Raw genomic sequence first — 21,622 nt, forward strand, 5'->3', positions numbered from 1 at the left:
GCACCGGACGGTCGTCACTTCTTGCGGCTGATCATGATCGGGCAGGGCGCGTTGTGCAGCAGATTCTGGCTCACCGACCCGAGCAGCGCCCCGGTGAACTGGCTGCGACCGTGACTGCCCACCACGACGAGCTGCGCGTCCTCGAGCTGCCGCAGGATCACCTTGGCGACGGGACCCCGGTCCACGACGCGGCGGACCTCCACGTCGGGGAACTTCTCGTGCCAGCCGGCGAGAGTCTCGGCCAGGACCGCGGATTCGGACTCGCCCACCGCCTCCCAGTCCACCAGCGTCGCGACCGTGCCGACGCCGAGTGCCGCGTCGCCGATCCACGAGTGCACCGCAACCAGCGGTACACCGAACAGGGCTGCGTACTCGAAGGCGTGCCCGACCGCCGCCGTCGACAGCTCACTGCCGTCGACGCCGACGACGATGGGACGGGTGTCCGGCAACGGACGTTCGGTGTCGCCGCGCCACACCACCACCGGGCACGGGGCGTGGTTGGCCACGCGCAGCACGGTCGAGCCGAGCAGGAAGTTCTCCACGGCGTTGGCGCCGGTGGCGCCCATCACCACGAGCCGGGCGTCCTCGGCGGCCTCGAGCAGGGAGTTGGCGGCGGGGCCCGGCCCCATGAAGCCCTGCACCTCGAGATCCGGATGGTCGGAGCGAATCACGTCGGTGACGCTCGCCAGGATCGCTTCGCCGTCCTCCCGGAGCTGGTCGACCATCTGCGACTGGATGAGCACCGCGGCCTCGCTGTAGAAGATCCCTTCACTGGGCAGCGAGTGCACCAGGTGCAGGGGCGCTCCCAGCCGCGCGGCGAGGGCGGCCGCCCACCGGGCCGCACTCGTGGCGACGGCGGAACCGTCCACGCCCGCTACGACGGCATTCCGGTTGGCAAGTGTGCTCATTCGTTCTCCTTCTCGGTGCGTTCTCCGCGCTCGAGGCGCAGGACGAGTGTTTCACGGAACCAGGACCGCCGCGCCGCCGAAACGGCCCGCGGACAGGTCCTCGAGCGCGCGGTCGGCCCGGTCGAGCCCGTACGCGGTGGTGGTGACGTGCAGGTGGTGTTCGTTCGCGAAGCCGAGGAATTCGCGTGCGTCGGAGCGGGTGTTGGCCGTGACGCTGCGCACCTGCCGTTCGCGGAACAGATGCTGCTGATAGTTCAGCGGCGGCACGTCGCTGAGGTGGATGCCGGCGACCGCGAGGGTGCCGCCGGCGTCCAGTGCGGCGAGCGCAGTGGGCACCAGTTCCCCGGCGGGGGCGAACAGGATCGCCGAGTTCAACGGCTCGGGCGGCGCGTCGTATGCGCCCTGTGCCGAGGCCGCACCGAGGTCCAGAGCGAGCCGCCGGGCGGTCTCGCCGCGGGTCATGACGTGTACGCGCGCACCCCGGGCCAGAGCGACCTGCGCGGCGAGGTGGGCGCTGCCGCCGAAGCCGTACAGACCGAGCACGCCGCCTTCCGGAACGTCGGCACGCTCCAGAGCCCGATAGCCGATGATGCCGGCGCACAGCAGCGGGGCGAGTTCGGCGTCCGAGTACCCGGACGGTAGGGGGAGGGCGAAAGCGGCAGGAACGGTGGCATATTCGGCGTATCCGCCGTCCGCGTCCCAGCCCGTGTAGGTGGAGTTCGGGCACAGGTTCTCGTCCCCGCGCAGGCAGTACCGGCACCGGCCGCACGTACTGCGCAGCCACGGGATGCCCACCCGGTCGCCGACCTGGTGCGTGCCGACGTCGCCGCCGACCACCTCGCCGACGATCTCGTGGCCGGGGACGACGTGCGGCCGGTGCACCGGCAGGTCACCCTCGCTCACGTGCAGGTCGGTCCGGCACACCCCGCACGCGAGGACTCGCACCAGCAGTTCCCCGGAAGCGGGTTCGGGGATCGGTTCCCGAACCGGCCGCAGCGGGTGTTCCGCCGCGGGCCGCGGCCGGTCGACCCGCCATGCCCGCATCTCTCCGTGGGTGCTCACGGGCGTCTCCTTCCGTCGTCCGGGCTCAGCATGCCCCCTCGCGGCGGTGGTCGGCCAGGGGAGAAGGACCCGGACGCGGGTGGTTCACCTCCACAGGGGTTTCGATGCTCGCCGCGCCCGTTTCCAGGCACGTTCGAGGTGCGCGACCTGCTCCTCGCCGACCTCGAGTTCGCGCTGGTAGACGACCCCGAGACCGAAGCTCGACTCGGCGGTGTGCTCCTGCTCGGACACCATCTCGAGCAGGTGCTCGCGCGCGACCACCGAGTCCTGGAACTCGCCGAGCAGATCCTGGAAGTCGTCGAAGTGATCGAGGGCGCGTTCGGCGCGCTTGCGGTGCAGCGGCCGCAGCACCTCGATGGCGTAGCGCATCCGCTTGGCGCCCTTGCGGGCCCGATGGACGAGTTCGTCCCGCTCGGCGTGCGTCGCGGCCTCCCCGGCGTGACGCACCCGGCGCGAGACCGTCTTCGCGAGACGCGCGAGCGCGCGGTCGAGATCCTTCGGGCGGACCTGCCGTGCCTCCCGGCCGGCGCCGGACCCGACCGTCCCCGCCGCGAGCCCGTCGATCAGTGTGTCGAGCGCCTCGAGCAGAGCCGCGTAACGGTCCGAGTCGAGGGCGGCGACGGCCTCGAGTCGCGCCGCGTCCGACCGGGCGGAGAAGTACTCGTCGACGCGGGCGCGGATGGCCTCACGCTGCGCCTCCACGGGCACCTCCGCGATGCGGCCCACGAGGCGTTCCCACTGCACCTCCAGGTCCCGCGAGGGGCTGAGTTTCCTTCCCGTCCAACGCAGTTCTTCGACCAGGCCGTCGTCGATCGCGAACGTTCCCGCATACGTCTGCAGCGCGCTGCGGATCCGGCGCAGGGCCTTGCGCATGCTGTGGACGGAGTCCGGAGCGTCCCGGCGCACGCCGATCTCGGCGAGTTCGAGGGTGCGCAGCTCGCCGCGCAGGTAATCGCGCAGGTGTCCGGCCGGACCGGGCACCTGCTCCTCGGCCGGCAGCAGATCGGCCAGCGCCCGATGCAACTTGGAAGGACTCGGTGCCCGCGTGATTCCGGCTTCGGTCAGCCGCTCCTCGACGGCGTCGAGCAGCTCGGTGCCGCCCGACGCGAGCTCGACCTCGATCTCGCGCCATTGCTGCGGTTCGCTGCCCTCCTCCCGCGTCGCCGAGACGTCGTCGACGACGACTTCCGCGAGGACCCGGCCCTCCTCGTCGATCAGGCGATGGCGCCACCGCTGCGTGTTCAGCGCCGCCGCGAGCGTGACGGGACGCGCACGGCGCACCCCGCGCAACAGGGCGAGCAGTTCGGCCGGGGGCCGGTCGGTGTCGTCGCCCAGCGGGAAGCGCACCTCCGTCCGGGTGTCGGTGCCGGCGGGGAGCTTCGTGTGCCAGCCGGCGTCGTGCCCTCCCTCACGGCGGCGCAGGGTGATCCCGGCGCGCAGCAACCGCAGGTCGTCGGTGTCGTAGTACCGCGCGGACAGCTGCTGCAGTTCGGGTTCGGGGTGAGCGTCGACGCCGGGCAGACCCGACAGGTCCGGCAGCTGCTGCCCGTGCCCGACCGTGTACTTGCGTTCCGATTCCTCGACCGTGTCGATCCTGGGCGGCATGGTCATGCGTCCGACTCCTGTTCCGGCAGGTTCCCTGGTGTTCTCCGCGCGCGTCGGCGGCGTCCGTCAGACCACTCTGCCACCCGGTCGCCCCCCTGCGCCTGTCGCCGGCGATCGGCGCAGCGCCCCCGCCGCCGGACGCCGCTGCGGGGCCTGTGCGCGGGTCCTTCGACTCTGGCCGACCGCGTGCCCGCCGGGCGATCATCGAATAACCTGGGCCGGGGAGGACGCAGATGAGGATTTTGGTCACGGCGGCGAGCAGGCACGGCTCGACCACGGAGATCGCCACGGCTCTCGCGGCCGCCCTGCGCGACAAGGGAGCGCGCGTCGACGTCGTCGCCCCCGAGCAGGTCGACGCCGTGGACGGCTACGACGCGGTGGTCCTCGGCAGCGCCGTCTACCTCGGGCACTGGCTGCACCCCGCGAAGACCTTCGTCGATCGGCATGCCGGCGCCCTGCGGGAGCGCGCGGTCTTCCTGTTCTCCTCGGGCCCCATCGGCGATCAGGACCGGCCCGTGAACAGGCCGTACGACGCGTCGCACGCGTCGGAGCGCACCGGCGCGCGGGAACACCGGATGTTCGCCGGGAAGCTGGATCCGGAGGTCCTCGGTGCCGGCGAACGCGTGGTCGCCCGCATGACCGGAGGGCGTACCGGGGACTTCCGGGACTGGGACGCGATCGGAAACTGGGCGGCGCAGATCGTCGAGTCCGTGGGGCGGCAGGCGGTCGAGTCGAGCGGCTGGGGGAGAGACAGCGATGGTCACTGAGATCCGGCCGGACGTCGCCACGATCCGCGATGCGGTCGAGTCGGCGTGCCGGGCGCCGTCCCTGCACAACAGCCAGCCGTGGCGCTGGGAGTGGACGGGCGGACGACTCGAACTGTATGCCGTGGCCGAGCGGATGCTCGGTCGCACCGATCCCGGCGGCCGGCAGCTGCTCCTCGGCTGCGGTGCGGCGCTGCACCACGTCCGCGTGGCGCTGTCCGCCGCGTCGTGGATCCCCACGGTGACCCGGCTTCCGGATCCGTCGCGGCCGGACCTGCTGGCCGTGCTCGACTTCGACCGGCCGCACACGGTCGACGCCCGTGACGCAGCCCTCGCCCTCGCGATCGACGCCCGGCACACCGACCGGCGGCCGTTCGCGGCGCCCACGACCCTGCGCGAGAGCCTGGTGGACCTGGAGAACGCCGCCCGCCGGGAGGGTGCATCGCTGTCGATCCTCGACGCCGGTGCCCGCTCGGATCTCGCGCGGGCGTCGGAACTGAGTACGGCGATCCGCGAGGGCGACGACGCCTACCGGCAGGAGCTGGCCTGGTGGACCGGTCGCGCGGAACCCGGCGACACCGGCGTTCCGGCATCCGCACTGCTCGACGACGAAGCCGCCGGGGACGTCGACGTTGCACGTCGATTTCCCACGGGCGCAGGGAACTTGGACACCGTGCAGCCGAAGGTGGACGCGTCGGCGCTGGCGGTCCTGAGCACCCGGAGCGACGAACGGATCGACTGGCTGCGGGCCGGGGAGGCGATGTCTGCGGTGCTGCTCGAAGCCACCGCGGCGCACTTGGCGACGTGCCCGCTCACCCACGTGACGGAGATCGAGGCCAGCCGGGGCATCGTGCGCACGGCGACGGCACGGACCGGGGAGGTCGCAGGATTCCCTCAGGTGGTGATCCGGCTGGGGGCACGCAGCGCCCGCGGGCTGCCGACCACGTCGCGGCGTCCGGTCGACGAGGTCTTCGTCGACCGGAGCGGAGGGGTCGGATAGTCCCGGGCGGGCAGGTCAGTCGGACGGGTTGCGGTACATCTCGGCGAGTTCCCGGGCGCGATCTCCCGGTGACCAGTCCACGTCGCGACCTTCCAGCTGGGCTTCGAGGACCTCGAATCCGGCGTGCCAGTCGGCACCGTGTGCGTAGGCAGAGTCCTCGTCCTCGACGGTGTGCGTGAGCGTCAGCCAGCAGCCGCCGGAACCGTCCGGCACCAGTTCCCAGTGCAGCACCTCGGCGTCCCACATGTATTCGAGAATGCGTCCGGGGTGCACGGCGATGACGGTGCCCGTGGCGGTGTGGTCGGCGGGCAGCCCGAGGCGCTCGGCCTGCTGCTCGGTGGCATGGAAGACGAGCTGGGCACCGGGGGTCAGATCCAGTTCCACTCGGGCCGGGAACCAGGCGCGCAGATACTCGGGGTCGGTGATGACCCGCCATACGCGGTCCGGGGGATGGGCGAAGGCATGCTGGAAGCGCAGGGCGACGCGACCGTCGTAGGTGCGCGAAACGATGCCGTTATCCATGGGGTCCTCCAAGACGTGAGCCCGCGCGATCAACGGGGTCCTGGTGTGCTGTGCCTCCATGCTGCCAGGTTTCGTGCGCTGACGAAGCGGGTCCGCCGACCTGTGTACGGATCGTCGAACTCCACCGCGCGGGCCAGCAGCTGCAGGGGATTCGAATAGTCTTGGGGCGCAACGTCATATGTGTTCGGGTAGAGGTTGTCGCCGAGGATCGGCAGACCGAGGGAATTCATGTGGACGCGCAGCTGGTGCGTCTTGCCGGTGCGTGGCAGCAGGCGGTAACGGCCCAGGCCGGCGTCCGTGTCGAGCAGTTCGACCCGGCTGAGGGCATTGACCTCGCCCGGCACCTCACGCGCCTGCAGCACGCCCCGTTCCTTGACGATGCGGCTGCGCACCTCCCGCGGAAACCGCATACCGGGCACGTGCCGCGCGACGGCCTCGTACTCCTTGTCCACCCGCCGCGCATCGAAGAGCGACTGGTAGGCCCGGCGCGCGCCGGCGTGGACGGTGAACACCAGCACGCCCGCCGTCAGCCTGTCGAGCCGGTGCGCCGGACTCAGTTCCGGCAGGTCGAGTTCGCGGCGCAACCGCACCAGCGCGGTCTCGGCCACCCACGACCCGCGCGGCGTCGTCGCCAGGAAATGCGGCTTGTCCACCACCAGCAGGTGCTCGTCGCGGTGCAGCACGTCGATCTCGAACGGCACCCGCTCCTCGACCGGCGGATCGCGGTACAGGTACACGAATCGGCCCGCCGCGTACGGGGTGTCCTCGGTGATCGCCGTGCCCGCGCCGTCGACGACCTCGCCGCCTGCGACCTTCTCCCGCACGCGTGCGACGTCGGCGGGGAACCGCGCCGACAGGAACTCCGCCACCGTCGCCCAGGAGCCGCCGTTGGGCAGCCGCAGGCGGGTCGGATTCAGGCCGTCGCGGACGGGCAGCGGAGCGCGGCGCACCCCCGCACGGTAACTGTTTCCGTCAACCGTCCGCGCAGCGACCGGGGTATGGCGACACTGGTGTCGGAACAACCGGGACGAGACTGAGGAGCGGGCAATGGACGATGCGCCGATCGTGGTCGGTATCGACGGATCGGCGCCCGCGCGCGCCGCGCTGCAGTGGGCAGCCGCCGAGGCCGCCGCCACGGACGTGCCGCTGCTGCTCGTCTCCAGCGCGAACGCCGGCGGAATCGGCGCCTCGTCGCCGTTCGTCGACGAACTGCGCTTCACCGCGCGACGGAACCTGGCGTCCGCCGCCGAGTCCGTGCAGCGGGAGCACCCGGACCTGTCCGTCCGCACCGAGCAGTCGAGTCTGGTGGCCGCACAGGCGCTGCTCGGGCACTCCGGCCGGGCACGGATGCTCGTCCTCGGCCGACGTGGGCTCGGCGAGTTCACCGGCGGTCTGGTCGGATCGGTGACCTCGGCGGTGGTCGCGCATGCACGCTGCCCCGTCGCGGTGATCCCCGGCCCCGACGAGGCCGGACGCGGTGCGGACGGTCCCGTCGTGGTCGGCGTCGACGGTTCGCGGGCGAGCCTGCACGCCCTCGACGTCGCTTTCGAGGCCGCCGACCGCTACGGGGCGCCGCTGGTGGCGGTGCACGCCTGGTCGGACCGTGACCTCGTCGACGTGGTGGCCGGCACGCCCGGAGCGACGTGGGACGACGTCGACCAGCAGGAGAGCGTCGTGCTCGCCGAGTCCCTCGCCGGACGCGCGCAGGACTATCCGAACGTCGAGGTGGAACGGGTCGTGGTGCGGGACCGGCCCGTGCGCCACCTGCTCGAACGGGCGGAGAACGCCCGGTTGCTGGTCGTCGGCAGCCGCGGCCGCGGCGGCTTCGAGGGCATGCTGCTCGGCTCGACCAGCCGGGCACTGCTGCACACGACGCCGTGCCCGCTGCTCGTCGTCCGGCGCAGCTAGGGACTACTCCGGCCGGGGCTGCTCGTCCGGCGGCGGAGTGCGGCGGACGGGCAGGCCGAGGGCGCTGCGATCGCAGGCCCGCACCAGGTCGGTCGCCGTGACGATGCCGACGAGGCGGTCTCCCGACACGACGGCCACGAGGTCGAGCCCCGGCCGCAGCAGCACCCGGCTCGCGACCTCGGCGAGCGAGGCGTCGGCCGGTACTCGCGCCGCCGCGGGCAGCGGCCGGGCCCGGTCCGCGACGGTGACGACCGTGCGCTCGCCCTCCGGGACGGGGGTCAGGTCGGCCAGCGACACCACGCCGATGGGCCGGTTCCCGTCGTCGACCACAGGAAACACCCGGTGGTGCGTGCCGCGGGCCGCGACGGTGAGGAGCTGCGCCACGCTCGCACTCCCGGGTGCGGTCACCGGCGACGCCGTCATGACGTCACCGACCCGGGTGTCGCCGAGCTGGTGCCCCAGCGAGGCGTTCGCCAGCTCGGCGTTGGCTGCGGTCCGCAGGAACCAGCCGAGGAGCATCATCCACAGGCCGCCCGCGCTGCCGAGGGCGAGGGTCTCGGCGGCGCCGAGCAGGATCAGCGCCAACCCCACCGCGCGGCCGGCGCGGGCGGCGCCGCTCGCGGCGGCGAGCCGGTCGCCGGTGCGGCGCCACAACACCGCCCGCACGACCCGCCCACCGTCCAGCGGCGCACCGGGCAGCAGGTTGAACACGGCGAGTACCAGGTTGGTCGCGCCGAGCCAGCCGATCGTCGCGGTCACCAGCGCCGGGACGGGCGGACCGAGGAACGAGGCCGCCGCCAGCGCCACGATGCCGATCACGACGCTCGCGAGCGGCCCGGCCAGCGCGATCCGCAGATCGGCCTTCGGGCTCGGCGGCTCGTCGCGCAGTTCGGACACCCCGCCGAGCAGCCACAGGGTGATCCCGTCCACCCCCACTCCGTAGCGGCCCGCCACCACCGAGTGCGCAAGCTCGTGGGCGAGCAGCGATACCAGCAGGCCCAGCGCCGCGGCGACGCCCGCGATCCAGAACTGCGTGGTGCTCGGACCGCTGATCCGCGCCGGCAGGATCGTCGCGGCCAGCAGCCACGACAGCAGCCCGAGCGTCGCGAGCAGCGACCAGTGGGCCCGGATCTCTATCCCCGCGACCCGGCCGAGCCGGACCGATCCGCGCAGCATCGTCAGACCCCCGGTCGGCAGATCATGGTCGGGCACGGCGCGTGGTGCAGCAGCGCCTGACTCGTCGAGCCCAGGAGCAGGCCGCCGAGCAGGCCCCGGCCGTGGCTGCCGACGACGCTCAGCTGGGCCCGTTTCGCCAGTCTCAGCAGCAGGTGCCGGGCGCCGATCTGCTCGACGATCTCGGTGACCGGCACGTCCGGGTACCGCTCGCGCTGCCCCGCGAGACACTCGGACAGCAAGGCCGTCTCTTCGGCCTCGACGACCGCCCAGTCGATCAGCTCCAGCGCCGCGGTGCGGTCCGCGACGTCGCCGGCGCCCCACGCGTGGGCGGCGAGGACGCCGACCCCGAGCGCCGCCGCCATGTCGAACGCAGCGGTGACCAGTGGGCCGGCGTCCGCGCTGCCGTCGATGCCGACCAGCACCGGCCGGCGGTCCGTGCCCGGTTCGGGTGCCGGATCGCCCCGCCAGAGGACGACCGGGCACGTGGACCGGTGGGCGACGCGCAGCGCGGTCGAACCGGCGAGCAGCGACCCGAGCGCACCCGAGCCGGTGGCGCCGAGCACCAGCATCCGGCTGCGGTCGCCGTGTTCGAGCAGCGCCAGATCGGCCGGGCCCGGGTGGACGGTCGTGACCACCTCGAGATGCGGGCGCTGCCGGCGCAGCTCGGCCGCGGTGTCGTCGAGCAGTTCGCGGCCCCACTCGGCGAGACGCTGGCTGTATTCGGCCCGCGCGCGCAGCGCGGCGTCACTGAAATAATTCCGGGGGCCGGGCAGCGCGTGGACGAGCTGCAGGTCCGTGCCGAGCCGCTCGGCGACGGCCGCGGCCCAGGTGGCGGCCTGTTTCGCGGCGTCCGAGCCGTCGATTCCGGCGGTGACGGGCGGCCTGCCGCGGTCGCTGTTCATTGCGTCTGCCTTTCGGTTCGGCTTTGCTCGATAACGATTATGTGCAAGCCTCGTACGGGCCGACGTGGACCTCTACCGTGTTGTTGCGTAACTGTCGGGGCCCCAGTTGTTGTTGATACATGATGTGCTGATGGAGCCTGGTGTGACTCATACTTCCAGAACCAAGGCCGGACCTCGGGGGGCTCGGGCGCTCGTCCGATTCCTGATCGCGGCGCTCGTGCTACCGCTCGCCGTGGCCTTCGCCGGCGCGGGCACCGCGTCGGCGGACCCGTACTCCCGCCTGCGGGAGCACTGGGTGCCCGCGCCGGGCGGTGTCGGCCAGATCAAGGTCCGTATCTGGCTGGCGAACAACGGCAGCAACAAGGCCATGTATCTGCTCGACGGTCTGCGCGCCACCGACGACGTGAGCGGGTGGGAGCACGAGACGAACGCCGCGTGGCTGTCCGACCACGGCGTCAACGTCGTGATGCCGGTGGGCGGCCAGTCCAGCTTCTACACGGACTGGTATGCGCCGAGCAACCTCAACGGTCAGCGCTACACCTACAAGTGGGAGTCCTTCCTCACCGAGAATCTCCCGGACTTCCTCGCCGGCACGTACGGCATCGATCGGTCCAGCAACGCCGTCGTGGGTCTGTCGATGGGCGGCAACGCGGCGCTGATCCTCGCGGCCTATCACCGGGACCAGTTCCGGTTCGCCGGCTCCATGTCCGGTTACCTGAACCTGTCCGCGCCGGGCATGCGTGAGGCGATTCGCCTGGCGATGCTCGACGCCGGTGGCTACAACGCCGACTCGATGTGGGGCCCGCCGTGGAACTCGGCGTGGCTGCGCAACGATCCGTTCGTCGCCGCGCCCAGCATGCGGGGGCTGCCGATGTGGATCTCCGCGGGCAGCGGCCTGCCCGGCCAGCACGATCGGCCGAACTCCGCGATCGGCGTGTTCAACACGGGCAACGCGATGGGACTCGAGGCGCTCGCCCTGGCGCAGAACCGCGCGTTCCAGGTGCGGTTGGCGACCTTGGGCATCAACTCCGCCCACTTCGACTTCCCGGCCGCCGGTACCCACACGTGGGGCTACTGGCAGGACCAGCTGTGGGCGATGCTGCCCATGATGAAGTCCTCCATCGGTGCCTGAACGGTTCTCCCCACCGGCACCGGGCGCCCTGCAGGGCCGCACCTTCGTGGTGACCGGGGCGAACAGTGGCCTCGGTGAGGCCACCGCCCGGGCCCTCGGCGCCGCCGGTGCCGACGTGGTGCTCGCGTGCCGGAACGTCGCCCGGGGTGAAGCGGTCGCGGCGGAGATCGGTCCCCGTGCGCAGGTGCGACGGCTCGATCTCGCCGACCTGGCGTCGGTGCGGGAGTTCGCGGCGGGCATCGAGACCGCCGACGTGCTCGTCAACAACGCGGGCGTGATGGCCGTGCCGCTGAGCCGCACGGCGGACGGTTTCGAGATGCAGATGGGCACCAACCACCTCGGGCACTTCGCGCTGACCGGGCTGCTACTCGATCGGCTCACCGATCGGGTGGTGACGGTCTCGAGCACGAGTCACCGGTTCGGCCGGATCCACCTCGACGACCTGAACTGGGAGCGCCGGCGGCACTACAGCCGTTCCCTGGCGTACGCGGAGTCCAAGCTGGCGAACCTGATGTTCAGCCTCGAACTCGGCCGGCGGCTGGCGGCCGCCGGCTCGCCGCTGAAGGCCGTGGCCGCGCACCCGGGGTACGCGGCCACCGAGGTCGGCACGCACACCGGGACGTGGTTCGACCAGCTGTTCCGACTCGGGAAGAAGGTGCTCGGACGCACCCCCGCCGAGGGTGCGGAATCCGTCGTGGTCGCCGCCACCGATCCGGAGGTGACCGGCGGCTACATCGGACCGGACCGCTTCTTCGAGTTGTACGGCCCGCCGACCGTGGCCGCCTACAGCCGACACGCCGCGGATCCGGAGACCGCCCGGCGACTGTGGGAGCTGTCGGAGCAGCTCACGGGCGTGCGGTTCGACCTGTAGCGAACGGTGCCTGTAGCGAACGCGCCTGTAGCGAACGGCGCCGGACTGCGGCGTCGACGGGACCCCGTGATGTCGTGACCCGTCGGGGTGGAAGATCACGGTCCCGGGGGCGCCGACCCGGGACGCGTTCCTTCCCCCGCGTACTCCGCTCACCGTAGGGTGGCCGACATGACGGCTTGGACCACACGCGACATCCCGAAGCAGGACGGCCGCACCTTCGTGGTGACCGGAGCGAACAGCGGGCTGGGCGCGGTGGCCGCCCGTGCCCTCGGGGCCGCGGGGGCGCGGGTGGTGCTGGCGTGCCGGAACGTGGCCGCGGGCGAGGCCGTCGCCCGGGAGATCGGGCCCGCCGCGCAGGTCCGGCGCCTCGATCTGGCCGACCTGGCGTCGGTGCGAGAGTTCGCAGCGGGTATCGACGAGGTCGACGTGCTGGTCAACAACGCAGGTGTGATGGCGGTGCCGCTGCGTCGCACCGTCGACGGATTCGAGATGCAGCTCGGGACCAACCACCTCGGCCACTTCGCCCTCACCGACCTGCTCCTCGACCGCGTCACGGACCGCGTGGTGACGATGTCGAGCACCATGCACCGGATCGGTCGCATCGACCTTGACGACCTGAACTGGGAGTACCGCCGCTACGACCGGTGGCTGGCGTACGGGCAGTCGAAGCTGGCCAACCTGCTGTTCACCCAGGAGCTGCAGCGCAGGCTCACCGAGCGGCGGTCCGCGGTCGTGGCGGTGGCCGCCCACCCGGGGTACTCGTCGACCAACCTGCAGTCGCACACCGAGTCGATCCAGGACCTGTTCCTGGGCGTGGCGAACAAGCTGGTGGGGCAGTCCGCCCAGACCGGCGCGCTACCACTGCTGTATGCGGCCACCGCGCCCGGCGTCGAACCCGGCGGGTACTACGGGCCGGGCGGACTGTTCGAGATGCGGGGCAGTCCCGAGCGTGTCGAATCCAACTCGCGCTCGCACGACGAGGCCGTCGCCCGTGGGCTCTGGGAGCTGTCGGCGAAGCTGTGCGCGCCCGCCGGATAGCGGCAGCACGTCAGTCCGAGACGCGCCGGATGTAGAGCAGCCGGTCGCCGGTCATGACCGTCTCCACCTCCGGGGACCCGACACGCAGCAGGCGGCCGTTGCGTTCGATGCCCAGGACGATATCCGGCAGGTGCCGCGGTGAGTCGCCGACCTCGTCGGCTTCGACGTCGCGTTCGGCGATCGCGAAGCCTTCCTCCGGAGTGAGCAGATCCTCGATCATTTCCACGACGTTCGGGGTGATGGTGGCGGCTCCGAGCAACCGGCCCGCCGTCTCGGACGAGATCACCACCGTGTCGGCGCCCGACTGGCGCAGCAGGTGGGTGTTCTCCGATTCGCGGATGGCCACGACGATCTTGGCGGCGGGGGCGAGTTCGCGGGCGGTGAGGGTGACGAGTACAGCGGAGTCGTCGCGGTTGGCGGCGACGACGATCGAGTTGCAGTGCGGCACCCCGGCCAGACGCAGCACATCCGATTTGGTCGCCGAGCCCTGCACGGTGACCAGGCCCCGGCCGTTGGCGGCGTCGAGCACCACCGGGTCGGTGTCGACGACGACGATGTCCGAGGGCGCGGCGCCGTCGCCGAGCATCGCATCGACCGCGGTGCGGCCCTTGGTGCCGTAGCCGACGACCACAGTGTGGTTGCGCACCCCGTGTCGCCAGCGTTGGATGCGGAAGGTTTGCCGGGAACTCTCGGTCAGGGCGGAGAGGGTGGTGCCGACCAGGATGATGAGGAAGAAGATCCGAAGCGGGGTGATGACCAGGACGTTGACCAGACGGGCCGCGGGCGTGATGGGAGTGATGTCGCCGTAGCCGGTGGTCGAGAGCGATACTGTCGCGTAGTAGATGCAGTCCAGCAGCGACAGCTCGTTGTCCTGGTTGTCGGAGTAGCCGTCGCGGTCCAGGTAGACGACGAGCACCACCAGGGTCAGGGCGATCAGGGCGTACCCGATTCGGCGCACGATCGCGCGGCCCGGACTGGTCTGCAACTGCGGCACCCGCAGGATGCCCACCAGTGTGAAATCGGGTCGCTCGGTCAGGGTGTCGGAGCGGCTGAACCGGGCCCGGAGCGTGCTACCGGGCACGGCCGGCTTCGTTCGGTGCCGCGGCCCGGCGGGGGCCCGGGGGCGCCTGGTGCGCTGTCGGAGACATCGTCAGCAGCCTACGTCGTTCCGACGGCCGTCAGGTCAGTTCGCTGAAGCGCTCGGTGTTGCGGACCTGGCCGGAGACGATGATGGTGTCGCCCGGAGCGAGCACGGTGTCGGCGGTGGCGTAGGTGAAGCCTTCGCCGGGGCGTTTGATCGCCACGACGGTGACACCGAAATCGGAGCGGACGGCGGTGTCGCCGAGACGCCGGCCGATCGCGAATGCGGGCGGGGTGGTCTTGACCATCGCGAAACCGTCGTCGAACTCGATGTAGTCCATCATCCGGCCGCGGACCAGGTGGGCGACGCGCTTGCCCATGTCGTGTTCGGGCCGGACGACGTGGTGCACGCCGATCTGGCTGAGGATCTTCGCGTGCGCGTTGCTGATGGCCTTGGCCCACACGTTCGGCACCGCCATGTTGATCAACGCCGAGGCCGTCAGCAGGCTGGCCTCGAGGTCGGAACCGATGCCCACGACGGCGCGCCCGTACTCGTGCACCGACAGTTGCCGCAGCGATTCCTCGTCGGTGGTGTCGGCGACCACGGCATGGGTGAGGCGGTGGGCGACCTTCTGCACGACCGCCTCGCTCGAGTCGATGCCGAGCACTTCCGTGCCCTGGGCCATCAACTCCAGCGCCAGTGATTTGCCGAAGCGGCCGAGTCCGAGCACGACCACGACGTCGGAGGCAGGTTTCCTAGCCAATGAAGGGCCTTTCGGTGGGAAGTTCGTAGCGCCGTCCGCGTTCGCGGGCGGCGAGGGCGCTGACCAGGGTGATCGAGCCGATCCGGCCGAGGTACATCAGCAGTACCAGGACGAGCTGTCCCCAGGCCGGAAGCTGAGCGGTGATTCCCGTGGACAGCCCGACCGTGGCGAACGCGGAGGTGACCTCGAACAGCAGCACGTCGAGATCGAATCCGGTGCCGGCGAGCAGGACGATGGTCGGCACCGCCACCAGACCGACGCCGATCAACGCTACCGACAGCGCCTGGCGCTGCACCCGGGTGTCGATGCGCCGGTCGAACACGGTCACCGAACGCTCACCACGGGCCTCGGCCGCGATGACGAACAGCAGCAGCACGAAGGTGGTCACCTTGATCCCGCCTGCGGTGCCGCCGCTGCCGCCGCCGATGAACATCAGCACGTCGGTCACGAGCAGCGTCGCGTCGTCCACCTGCGCGTAGTCGACGCTGTTGAACCCCGCCGTGCGGGGCATGACGCCCTGGAACGTGGCGACGAGCAACTTCTGGCCGAAGTGGTAGTGCTGCAGGGTGCGGGTCCATTCGAGGATCAGCACGAGCGCGGGTCCCACCACCAGCAGCACCGCGGTGACGGTCACGGTCAGCCGGGTGTGCAGGCTCCATCGAGTGCTGCGGCCCCGTAGGTGCCGGGTCACTTCGAACAGGACCGGGAACCCGATTCCGCCGAGGATCACCGCGATCATGAGCGGCACACAGATCCAGGGATCTTCGGCGAAGCCGATCATGTTGTCGCTGTAGAGGGCGAAGCCGGCGTTGTTGAACGCCGAGACGGAGTGGAACACCCCCAGCCACACCGCCCGCAGGGGTGGTTCCTCGTAGCCGAGCGCGAACCGCGCTGCGAGCGCCACCGCAGTGACCGCTTCGATGAGCACGCTCATCCGCACGACGCCGACGACGACCGAGCGGACGTCGCCGAGTCCGGATGCACGCGCCTCGGCGGCGGTGTTCAGTCGGGCCTTGAGGCCGATCCGGTTCGCGAGCAGCAGGCCCACGAGCGAGGCCATGGTCATGATCCCGAACCCCCCGGCCTGGATCAGGGCGAGGATGACGCCCTGGCCGAAACCGGACCAGTGGGTGGGCGTGTCGACGACGACCAGCCCGGTCAGGCACATCGCCGAGGTGGCGGTGAACAGGGCGTCGACGACGGAGGCCGCGGCGTCGGGCCGGCGCGCCGCGGGGGTGAGGAGCGCGGCCGTGCCGACGGCGATCGCTGCGGCGAAGCTCAGCGCCACGACCCTGACCGGGGTCAGGGTCGCCCGCGCCGCCAGTCGCCGCAGCAGGGACGGCGCGGATGCGCCGGCGGGTGTTCTCACCCGGAGGAGACTAGACCCGCTCCGGGTCGCCGGGGAACCGGGTAGAGATGACCGGAATTCGGGCTCCCGCCGCCGGCTCGTGCCACCGGCCGCCGCCGACGAACGTCACCCGTCCCGGGACCTGCGTGGCGCCGCCTCGCGTTCGTCCTGACCGCCGGCGAGCAGGCCGCTGACCCGTTCGCCCGCGGAGTCCAGGGCGCCTCTCGTCTTGTGCGCGGCGGCCTTCTCGGTGAGTTTCCCGGCCGGGCCGCCGACGATGTCCGTCAGGCCTTTCGGCTCGGTGGTGGAGATCTCGAGCCTGTTGACCGCCTCGGCGAAACGCAGGTAGGTGTCCACGCTCGCCACCACCACCCGGGCGTCGATGGTGATGATCTCGATGCCCACGAGCGAGACGCGGACGAATGCGTCGATGACGAGGCCCTTGTCGAGAATGGTGTCGATGACGTCGGCGAGGCCGGACGAGTTCGGCCTCGCCATCGTGCCGCCGCCGCCTCCGCCTCCGGATTGGATGGTCATGATCCGCGCTCCTTGCTGTCGCTCGGCGGTTCGCGTGCCGCCGGTCGCGCGGGGAGAGCACTCCTGGGGCGGTGCGCGTACAAGGGCTATAGCCGCGCACCCCCCGGTCGAAACCCGCCCGTCGACGGAAGTGCGGTCAAAGTCGAGCAAAACAGATACCGTTCGACCGGTTTGTTGATAGCGTCGTCGCAGGCCGGATCCGGGAGCCCGGCCTCGACGTCTCCGCGTCGTCCGGGATTGGACGAGGGGTAGTCCGGGACGATGCGGAGACGTCACGGCGTCCGGCGCAGCACGTGCGCCTCTTGTGCGGAGATGGCAGGGTTACCGCACACGCGGGACGTTTCGGCGCCACGATGGGGGAATGCAGGTGATGAGCCTTCCCGAGGCGCTGTTCGTACTGCTCGAAACTCCGTCGCGTCCACTGCACCTCGGGGCTCTCGTATTGTTCGAACCCCCGCCGGAGGCCGGGGGCGATCACGCCCGCCGCATGTACGAGATCCTGCTCACCCACGACGAGGTGGCGGACCCGCTACGGCGGCGTCCCGTCCGGACCCTGCGCGGAGCCGGTTACCCGTTGTGGTCGCGTCCCGAGAACGTCGACCTGGGATTCCACGTGCGCCACACCGCCGTTCCCGGCTCGGGTTCGATGACCGACCTGCTGGCCCTCGTCTCCCGGATCCACGGGTCCCCACTCGACCCGCTCCGCCCGATGTGGGAGGTGTACGTCATCGAGGGACTCGACGACGGGCGCACCGCGATGTACGCGAAGATCCATCTGTCCCTCGCCGACGGTCCGGCCGGCCTGCGCCTGCTGCACCGGAGCATGTCCACCGACCCCGAGGCCTGCGACTGTCCCGCCCCGTGGAGCCCGGAGGTGGTCGCCCCCCGGGCTCGGCTGTCGACACTGCCCACGTCGTGGCTGCGCGCCGGGCTGCGGGCGGGCACGGAAGTGTTCGCGATGACCCCGGAAATCGGCAGGCTGGTCACCGACGGCGTGCGCCGGCACCGGGTGGCGCTGCCGTGGCAGACACCGCCCACGATCTTCAACGTCGCGGTGGGCCGGGGCCGGACCTTCGCGGCGCGTTCCTGGCAGATCGAGCGGCTCCACGCGGTCGCGACCGCGTCCGGCACCACGATCGACGCCGTCGCGCTCACGATGTGCGCCGGCGGCTTGCGCGCCTATCTGTCCGAGCGGTACGCGCTCCCGGAGTCACCGCTGACCGCGATGCTCCCGGTGCCGATGAACCTCGGTGGGGCCGCGGTCGGTCCCGGCGGTCGTGAACCCGGAGTGGGAGCGATGGTGATCGGCCTGGCCACCGACGAACCCGATCCCGCGGTGCGGCTCGCCCGGATCGCCGACTCGCTCGTCCACACCGACCGGGTGGTCACCGCGCTCAGCGGAACCCAGTTCCTGATGCTGAGCGCGCTGTCGCTGAGCCCGCTCGCGCTCGAGCCGGTGCGGCGGTTCGTCGACGAGATCCCGCCGCCGTTCAACGTGCTGATCTCGTATCTTCCCGGGCCCTCGCGCACCCGTTACTGGAACGGTGCGCGGCTGACCGGCATCTACCCCGTGCCTGCGGTGCTGAACGGACAGGCGCTGAGCATCACCCTCACGGGGAACGACGGCCGGCTCGATCTCGGGGTGGTCGGCGACCGTCATGCCGTGCCCGCCCTCGACCGGCTGGTCGAACTCCTCGAGGGCGCACTCAGCGAACTGGAGAGCGCTGTGGGTACCCGGCCGCGGTGAAGCCGGCGGGCTCGACGGGGTGTCCGCCCCTGCCGATCTGCCCGAGCAGGTCCAGGGTGCGCAGATAGCGACGGACGAGATCGCCGGCCGACAGATCCGACTCCGCGGCCTCACGCAGGGCCGCGGACACCCCGTCGCCCCGGGCCCACCGGTGGATCGCCCGCATCGCCACCGGGTCCGGTTCGGGGCCCTCGGGCAGGCCGTGCCGGCGCTCGGCGTCCGACACCTCCCGCCACAGCCGGACCGTCGCGCGGTAGGCGGCGTCGACGCCGGCCGTGAGGGCCCCGCCGCCGGGAGCCGGACGGCGCGCTTCGCCGAGCACGCTCGACACGACGGCGGCCAGCTCCGCCGGATCCAGGCCCGCCCACACGCCGGTCCGCAGACACTCGGCGACGAGAAGGTCGCTGCCGCAATAGATCCGGCCCAGGATCCGGCCGTGGTCGGTGACCACCGCCTCGCCGGAATACGGATCGGACAGCAGGTATCCGCGTTCGTCGAGCAGGCCGAGGACCCGGTCGAACGTGCCCACCAGCCGGCCGGTGGCGACGGCGACCTGTCCGCGCAGCACCTCGGTGTCGGCGGCCAGTGCCCGCCGGCGCTCGGCGACGGCGATCAGGCGTTCCCGATCGGGGTACCGGTGACCGGGGTGCGAACGCACGGCCCGCGCGAGCGCGGTCACCGCGTCGGCGGTTCCGGTGGTGCGCGCGACGGCCAACCGCTCCCGCAACTGCTGGTACTCGGCGAAACCCTCGGCGTCCCCGAGTTCGGCGTCGAGCAGACGCAGCGTCGCGGCGTTCGTCGTCGCGGCGGAGGCGAGCGCGGCCACCGAATGCTCCGCCTGGAACTGGGCGAAGGACCGTCCGAGCAGGTCCCGGGCTCCGGCGACCCCGAGCCTGTCGACGAGGTTGACGGCCGTGTTGTAGCCCACCCGCAGCGAGCTGTTCAGCGGATAGGTGCGGGTGGAGGCGAGTCCGGCGACGGTGGCCGGCTGCACCTCCGGACTCCACAGCACGACCGCGTGACCCTCCCGGTCGACGCCGCGACGACCGGCCCGTCCCGTCAACTGGGTGTACTCGCCGGCGGTGAGCCGGACCGGTCCGGCGGCGGTGTGCTTGACGAGGCGTTCGAGCACGACGGTCCGGGCAGGCATGTTGACGCCCACGGCGAGGGTCTCCGTGGCGAAGACGATCCGGACGAGGCCGAGGCCGAACAGTTCCTCCACGGCGTGCCGGAAGACCGGCACCATGCCCGCGTGGTGGGCGGCGAAGCCACGCTCGAGTCCGTCGAGCCAGTCGGCGAATCCGAGCGCATCGAGGTCGGCGGGGGAGACCCCGGCCGTGTGCCGGTCGACGATGCGGCGGATGCGGGTGACGTCGGCGGCCTCGGTGAGCCGCAACGACGAACGCAGGCATTCGGCGACGGCCTCGTCGCAGCCGCTGCGGCTGAAGCGGAACCAGATCGCCGGCAGCAGCGACTCGGCTTCGAGCCGCGCGACGAGTTCGGGCCGGTCGACGCCGGCCGGGCCGGGTGTGGCGGAGCGGCGACGCCGGCGCCGGGACGGAACCGCGGGGGCGGCGTCGACGAGCTGGCGATGCGCGACGTACCGCACGAGATTCTCGTCGATCGCCCCGGTGGTGGGGGAGAACAGGTCGAACAGCCGTCCACCGGCGAGCACGTGCTGGTGCAGCGGCACCGGCCGGGTCTCCTCGACGACGACGGTGGTCGCTCCGCGGACGAGGCCCAGCCACGCGCCGAACTCCTCGGCGTTGCTGACCGTCGCCGACAGGCTCACCAGCCGCACGGGGGCGGGGAGGTAGAGGATGGCCTCCTCCCACACCGCCCCGCGTTCACGGTCGGCGAGGAAGTGCACCTCGTCCATCACGACGTGGGTGAGCCCGTCGAGCAGGGGCGAGCGGCCGTGCAGCATGCTGCGCAGCACCTCGGTGGTCATCACCACGACGGGTGCGTGCGGGTCGAGGGAGACGTCGCCCGTGAGCAGCCCCACCTGCTCGTCCCCGAGCCGCGCGACCAGATCGGCGTACTTCTGGTTGCTCAGGGCCTTGATCGGGGTGGTGTAGAAGCACTTGCCGCCTGCGGCGCGCGCGAGGTGGACGGCGAACTCGCCGACGACCGTCTTGCCGGCTCCGGTGGGAGCGCACACGAGCACGTCCCGATCCTCGTCGAGGGCGCGGCAGGCGCGGACCTGGAAGTCGTCGAGGGTGAATCCGAGTCCCGCGGTGAACTGCGCGAGCCGCGGCCCGTCCTGCCTGCACACGCACTCCACGCTACGCGCGCCCGACGGTGGGCCGCGCGGGTGTCAGTCCTCGGTGACCTCGAGCTCGACCTCGATGTTGCCGCGGGTGGCGTTCGAGTACGGGCACACTTGGTGGGCCTTGTCGGTCAGTTCGAGGGCCTGGGCGCGCGGCACGTGGGGGAGGGACACCTCGAGGGTGACCTTCAGGCCGAAGCCGCCGCCGTCGGTGCGGCCGATGCCCACGCGTGCCCCGACCGCCGAGTCGGCGACGTCGGCCTTGTCCTGCCGGGCGACGAGCTGCAGCGCCGAGTGGAAGCACGCCGCGTACCCGGCGGCGAAGAGCTGTTCGGGGTTGGTGCCCTTGCCGTCGCCACCCATCTCGGTGGGGACGGACAGGTTCACGTCGACCTTGCCGTCCGAGGTGCGGGCGCGGCCGTTGCGGCCCTCCCCGGTGGCGAGGGCTTCGGCGGTGTAGAGCACGTGCATGTGTTTCTCCTGTCGGTGGTGTGGGTCAGTCGGCCCGGCGGTGTGTGTCGTCGGTGATGCCGTGCAGGGCGGCGGTCAGGCGGTGGAGCGTGTCGCGCAGGCCGGCGAGTTCGCCGGTGTCGAGACCGATGGCGCAGGCCAGCCGCGCCGGAATGTCCTCTGCCTGTGAGCGCAGCGCGCTCCCGGCGTCGGTGAGGTGGATGCGCACGCGGCGCTCGTCCGTGCTCTGCCGGCGGCGTTCGACGAGACCGGCGGCCTCGAGCCGCTTGAGGAGCGGCGAGAGGGTGCCGGTGTCGAGGTGCAGGGCGTCGCACAGCTCGCGCACCCCGCGACCGTCGCGTTCCCACAGGGCCAGCAGCACGAGGTACTGCGGGTAGGTGACGCCGAGCCGGTCGAGCATGCCGCGGTAGGCGGCGGTGGTGGCCCGGGAGGCGGAGTAGAGCGCGAAGCAGACCTGCCGGTCGAGCGCGAGATCATCGGACACGAGAAATAAAGTAGCGCACCGCTATGTTGTGCAC

The 21,622-nt window shown here is 71.6% G+C and carries 21 protein-coding genes; 7 read left to right on the forward strand and 14 right to left on the reverse strand.

From position 1 onward, the window contains the following. Positions 1–14: 14 nt before the first annotated feature. The 3 genes from RR3_RS06290 to RR3_RS06300 form a co-directional block, all read right to left on the reverse strand. The gene (locus tag RR3_RS06290) at positions 15–908 is read right to left on the reverse strand and encodes a universal stress protein (RefSeq protein ID WP_010593920.1); all 894 of its coding nucleotides are present in this window, start codon (positions 906–908) and stop codon (positions 15–17) included. Between the two features lie 51 nt (positions 909–959). Further along, positions 960–1,952, reverse strand: a complete 993-nt coding sequence (locus RR3_RS06295; protein ID WP_064065880.1) for a zinc-binding alcohol dehydrogenase family protein — start codon at positions 1,950–1,952, stop codon at positions 960–962. Between the two features lie 102 nt (positions 1,953–2,054). Continuing rightward, the gene (locus tag RR3_RS06300) at positions 2,055–3,581 is read right to left on the reverse strand and encodes a CYTH and CHAD domain-containing protein (RefSeq protein WP_064065857.1); all 1,527 of its coding nucleotides are present in this window, start codon (positions 3,579–3,581) and stop codon (positions 2,055–2,057) included. 227 nt (positions 3,582–3,808) lie between these two features. Between RR3_RS06300 and RR3_RS06305 the strand changes: the two genes are divergently transcribed. Further along, complete coding sequence (locus RR3_RS06305; protein ID WP_026137801.1) at positions 3,809–4,342, forward strand: flavodoxin domain-containing protein; 534 nt, start codon at positions 3,809–3,811, stop codon at positions 4,340–4,342. Further along, positions 4,332–5,339, forward strand: coding sequence for an Acg family FMN-binding oxidoreductase (locus RR3_RS06310; RefSeq protein ID WP_064065856.1), 1,008 nt, complete (start codon positions 4,332–4,334; stop codon positions 5,337–5,339). The genes RR3_RS06305 and RR3_RS06310 overlap by 11 nt, the downstream gene beginning before the upstream one ends. 15 nt (positions 5,340–5,354) lie before the next feature. On the opposite strand, the gene RR3_RS06315 is transcribed toward RR3_RS06310, so the two are convergent. Together RR3_RS06315 and RR3_RS06320 are read right to left on the reverse strand one after the other, a co-directional pair. Then, positions 5,355–5,861, reverse strand: coding sequence for an SRPBCC domain-containing protein (locus tag RR3_RS06315; protein WP_003936463.1), 507 nt, complete (start codon positions 5,859–5,861; stop codon positions 5,355–5,357). A gap of 29 nt (positions 5,862–5,890) precedes the next feature. Then, on the reverse strand, positions 5,891–6,811 hold the full coding sequence (locus tag RR3_RS06320; protein ID WP_064065855.1) for a pseudouridine synthase: 921 nt from the start codon (positions 6,809–6,811) through the stop codon (positions 5,891–5,893). A 97-nt stretch (positions 6,812–6,908) separates the two neighbouring features. On the opposite strand from RR3_RS06320, the gene RR3_RS06325 reads away from it, so the two are divergent. Beyond that, entirely contained in the window at positions 6,909–7,769 is an 861-nt protein-coding gene (locus RR3_RS06325; RefSeq protein WP_017680877.1) for a universal stress protein, read from the forward strand. A gap of 3 nt (positions 7,770–7,772) precedes the next feature. On the opposite strand, the gene RR3_RS06330 is transcribed toward RR3_RS06325, so the two are convergent. Continuing rightward, positions 7,773–8,981 carry a site-2 protease family protein gene (locus tag RR3_RS06330; protein ID WP_234420166.1) on the reverse strand — a complete coding sequence of 403 codons (1,209 nt, stop codon included), beginning with the start codon at positions 8,979–8,981 and terminating at the stop codon, positions 7,773–7,775. After that, positions 8,948–9,847, reverse strand: a complete 900-nt coding sequence (locus RR3_RS06335) for a universal stress protein (RefSeq protein WP_064065854.1) — start codon at positions 9,845–9,847, stop codon at positions 8,948–8,950. Before RR3_RS06335 ends, RR3_RS06330 begins: the two co-directional genes overlap by 34 nt. 130 nt (positions 9,848–9,977) lie before the next feature. On the opposite strand from RR3_RS06335, the gene RR3_RS06340 reads away from it, so the two are divergent. From RR3_RS06340 to RR3_RS06350, 3 genes are all read left to right on the forward strand, one after another. Beyond that, complete coding sequence (locus tag RR3_RS06340; protein WP_234420167.1) at positions 9,978–10,979, forward strand: alpha/beta hydrolase; 1,002 nt, start codon at positions 9,978–9,980, stop codon at positions 10,977–10,979. After that, the gene (locus tag RR3_RS06345) at positions 10,972–11,850 is read left to right on the forward strand and encodes an oxidoreductase (RefSeq protein WP_064065852.1); all 879 of its coding nucleotides are present in this window, start codon (positions 10,972–10,974) and stop codon (positions 11,848–11,850) included. The genes RR3_RS06340 and RR3_RS06345 overlap by 8 nt, the downstream gene beginning before the upstream one ends. A 168-nt stretch (positions 11,851–12,018) precedes the next feature. Next, on the forward strand, positions 12,019–12,888 hold the full coding sequence (locus RR3_RS06350) for an oxidoreductase (protein WP_064065878.1): 870 nt from the start codon (positions 12,019–12,021) through the stop codon (positions 12,886–12,888). Between the two features lie 10 nt (positions 12,889–12,898). On the opposite strand, the gene RR3_RS06355 is transcribed toward RR3_RS06350, so the two are convergent. From RR3_RS06355 to gvpJ, 4 genes are all read right to left on the reverse strand, one after another. Continuing rightward, positions 12,899–13,969 carry a potassium channel family protein gene (locus RR3_RS06355; RefSeq protein ID WP_010593935.1) on the reverse strand — a complete coding sequence of 357 codons (1,071 nt, stop codon included), beginning with the start codon at positions 13,967–13,969 and terminating at the stop codon, positions 12,899–12,901. A gap of 97 nt (positions 13,970–14,066) precedes the next feature. Next, complete coding sequence (locus tag RR3_RS06360) at positions 14,067–14,732, reverse strand: potassium channel family protein (protein WP_225222243.1); 666 nt, start codon at positions 14,730–14,732, stop codon at positions 14,067–14,069. Then, positions 14,725–16,101, reverse strand: a complete 1,377-nt coding sequence (locus RR3_RS06365) for a TrkH family potassium uptake protein (RefSeq protein WP_017680870.1) — start codon at positions 16,099–16,101, stop codon at positions 14,725–14,727. Before RR3_RS06365 ends, RR3_RS06360 begins: the two co-directional genes overlap by 8 nt. Positions 16,102–16,206: 105 nt before the next feature. Then, complete coding sequence (gene gvpJ, locus RR3_RS06370; RefSeq protein ID WP_017680869.1) at positions 16,207–16,617, reverse strand: gas vesicle protein GvpJ; 411 nt, start codon at positions 16,615–16,617, stop codon at positions 16,207–16,209. 361 nt (positions 16,618–16,978) lie between these two features. On the opposite strand from gvpJ, the gene RR3_RS06375 reads away from it, so the two are divergent. Next, entirely contained in the window at positions 16,979–18,364 is a 1,386-nt protein-coding gene (locus tag RR3_RS06375; RefSeq protein ID WP_040274123.1) for a wax ester/triacylglycerol synthase family O-acyltransferase, read from the forward strand. Here the strand turns inward: RR3_RS06375 and RR3_RS06380 are convergent. From RR3_RS06380 to RR3_RS06390, 3 genes are read right to left on the reverse strand one after another with little or no spacing between them, the layout of a single operon-like run. Continuing rightward, positions 18,324–20,639 carry a DEAD/DEAH box helicase gene (locus tag RR3_RS06380; protein ID WP_040274125.1) on the reverse strand — a complete coding sequence of 772 codons (2,316 nt, stop codon included), beginning with the start codon at positions 20,637–20,639 and terminating at the stop codon, positions 18,324–18,326. The two genes, RR3_RS06375 and RR3_RS06380, sit on opposite strands and share 41 nt — an antisense overlap. 42 nt (positions 20,640–20,681) lie before the next feature. Beyond that, the gene (locus RR3_RS06385) at positions 20,682–21,104 is read right to left on the reverse strand and encodes an organic hydroperoxide resistance protein (protein WP_010593941.1); all 423 of its coding nucleotides are present in this window, start codon (positions 21,102–21,104) and stop codon (positions 20,682–20,684) included. Positions 21,105–21,129: 25 nt separating this feature from the next. Next, complete coding sequence (locus RR3_RS06390; protein ID WP_040274127.1) at positions 21,130–21,588, reverse strand: MarR family winged helix-turn-helix transcriptional regulator; 459 nt, start codon at positions 21,586–21,588, stop codon at positions 21,130–21,132. Positions 21,589–21,622: the final 34 nt, after the last annotated feature.

It is taken from the genome of Rhodococcus ruber NBRC 15591 (assembly GCF_001894945.1).
Lineage (GTDB): Bacteria > Actinomycetota > Actinomycetes > Mycobacteriales > Mycobacteriaceae > Rhodococcus > Rhodococcus ruber.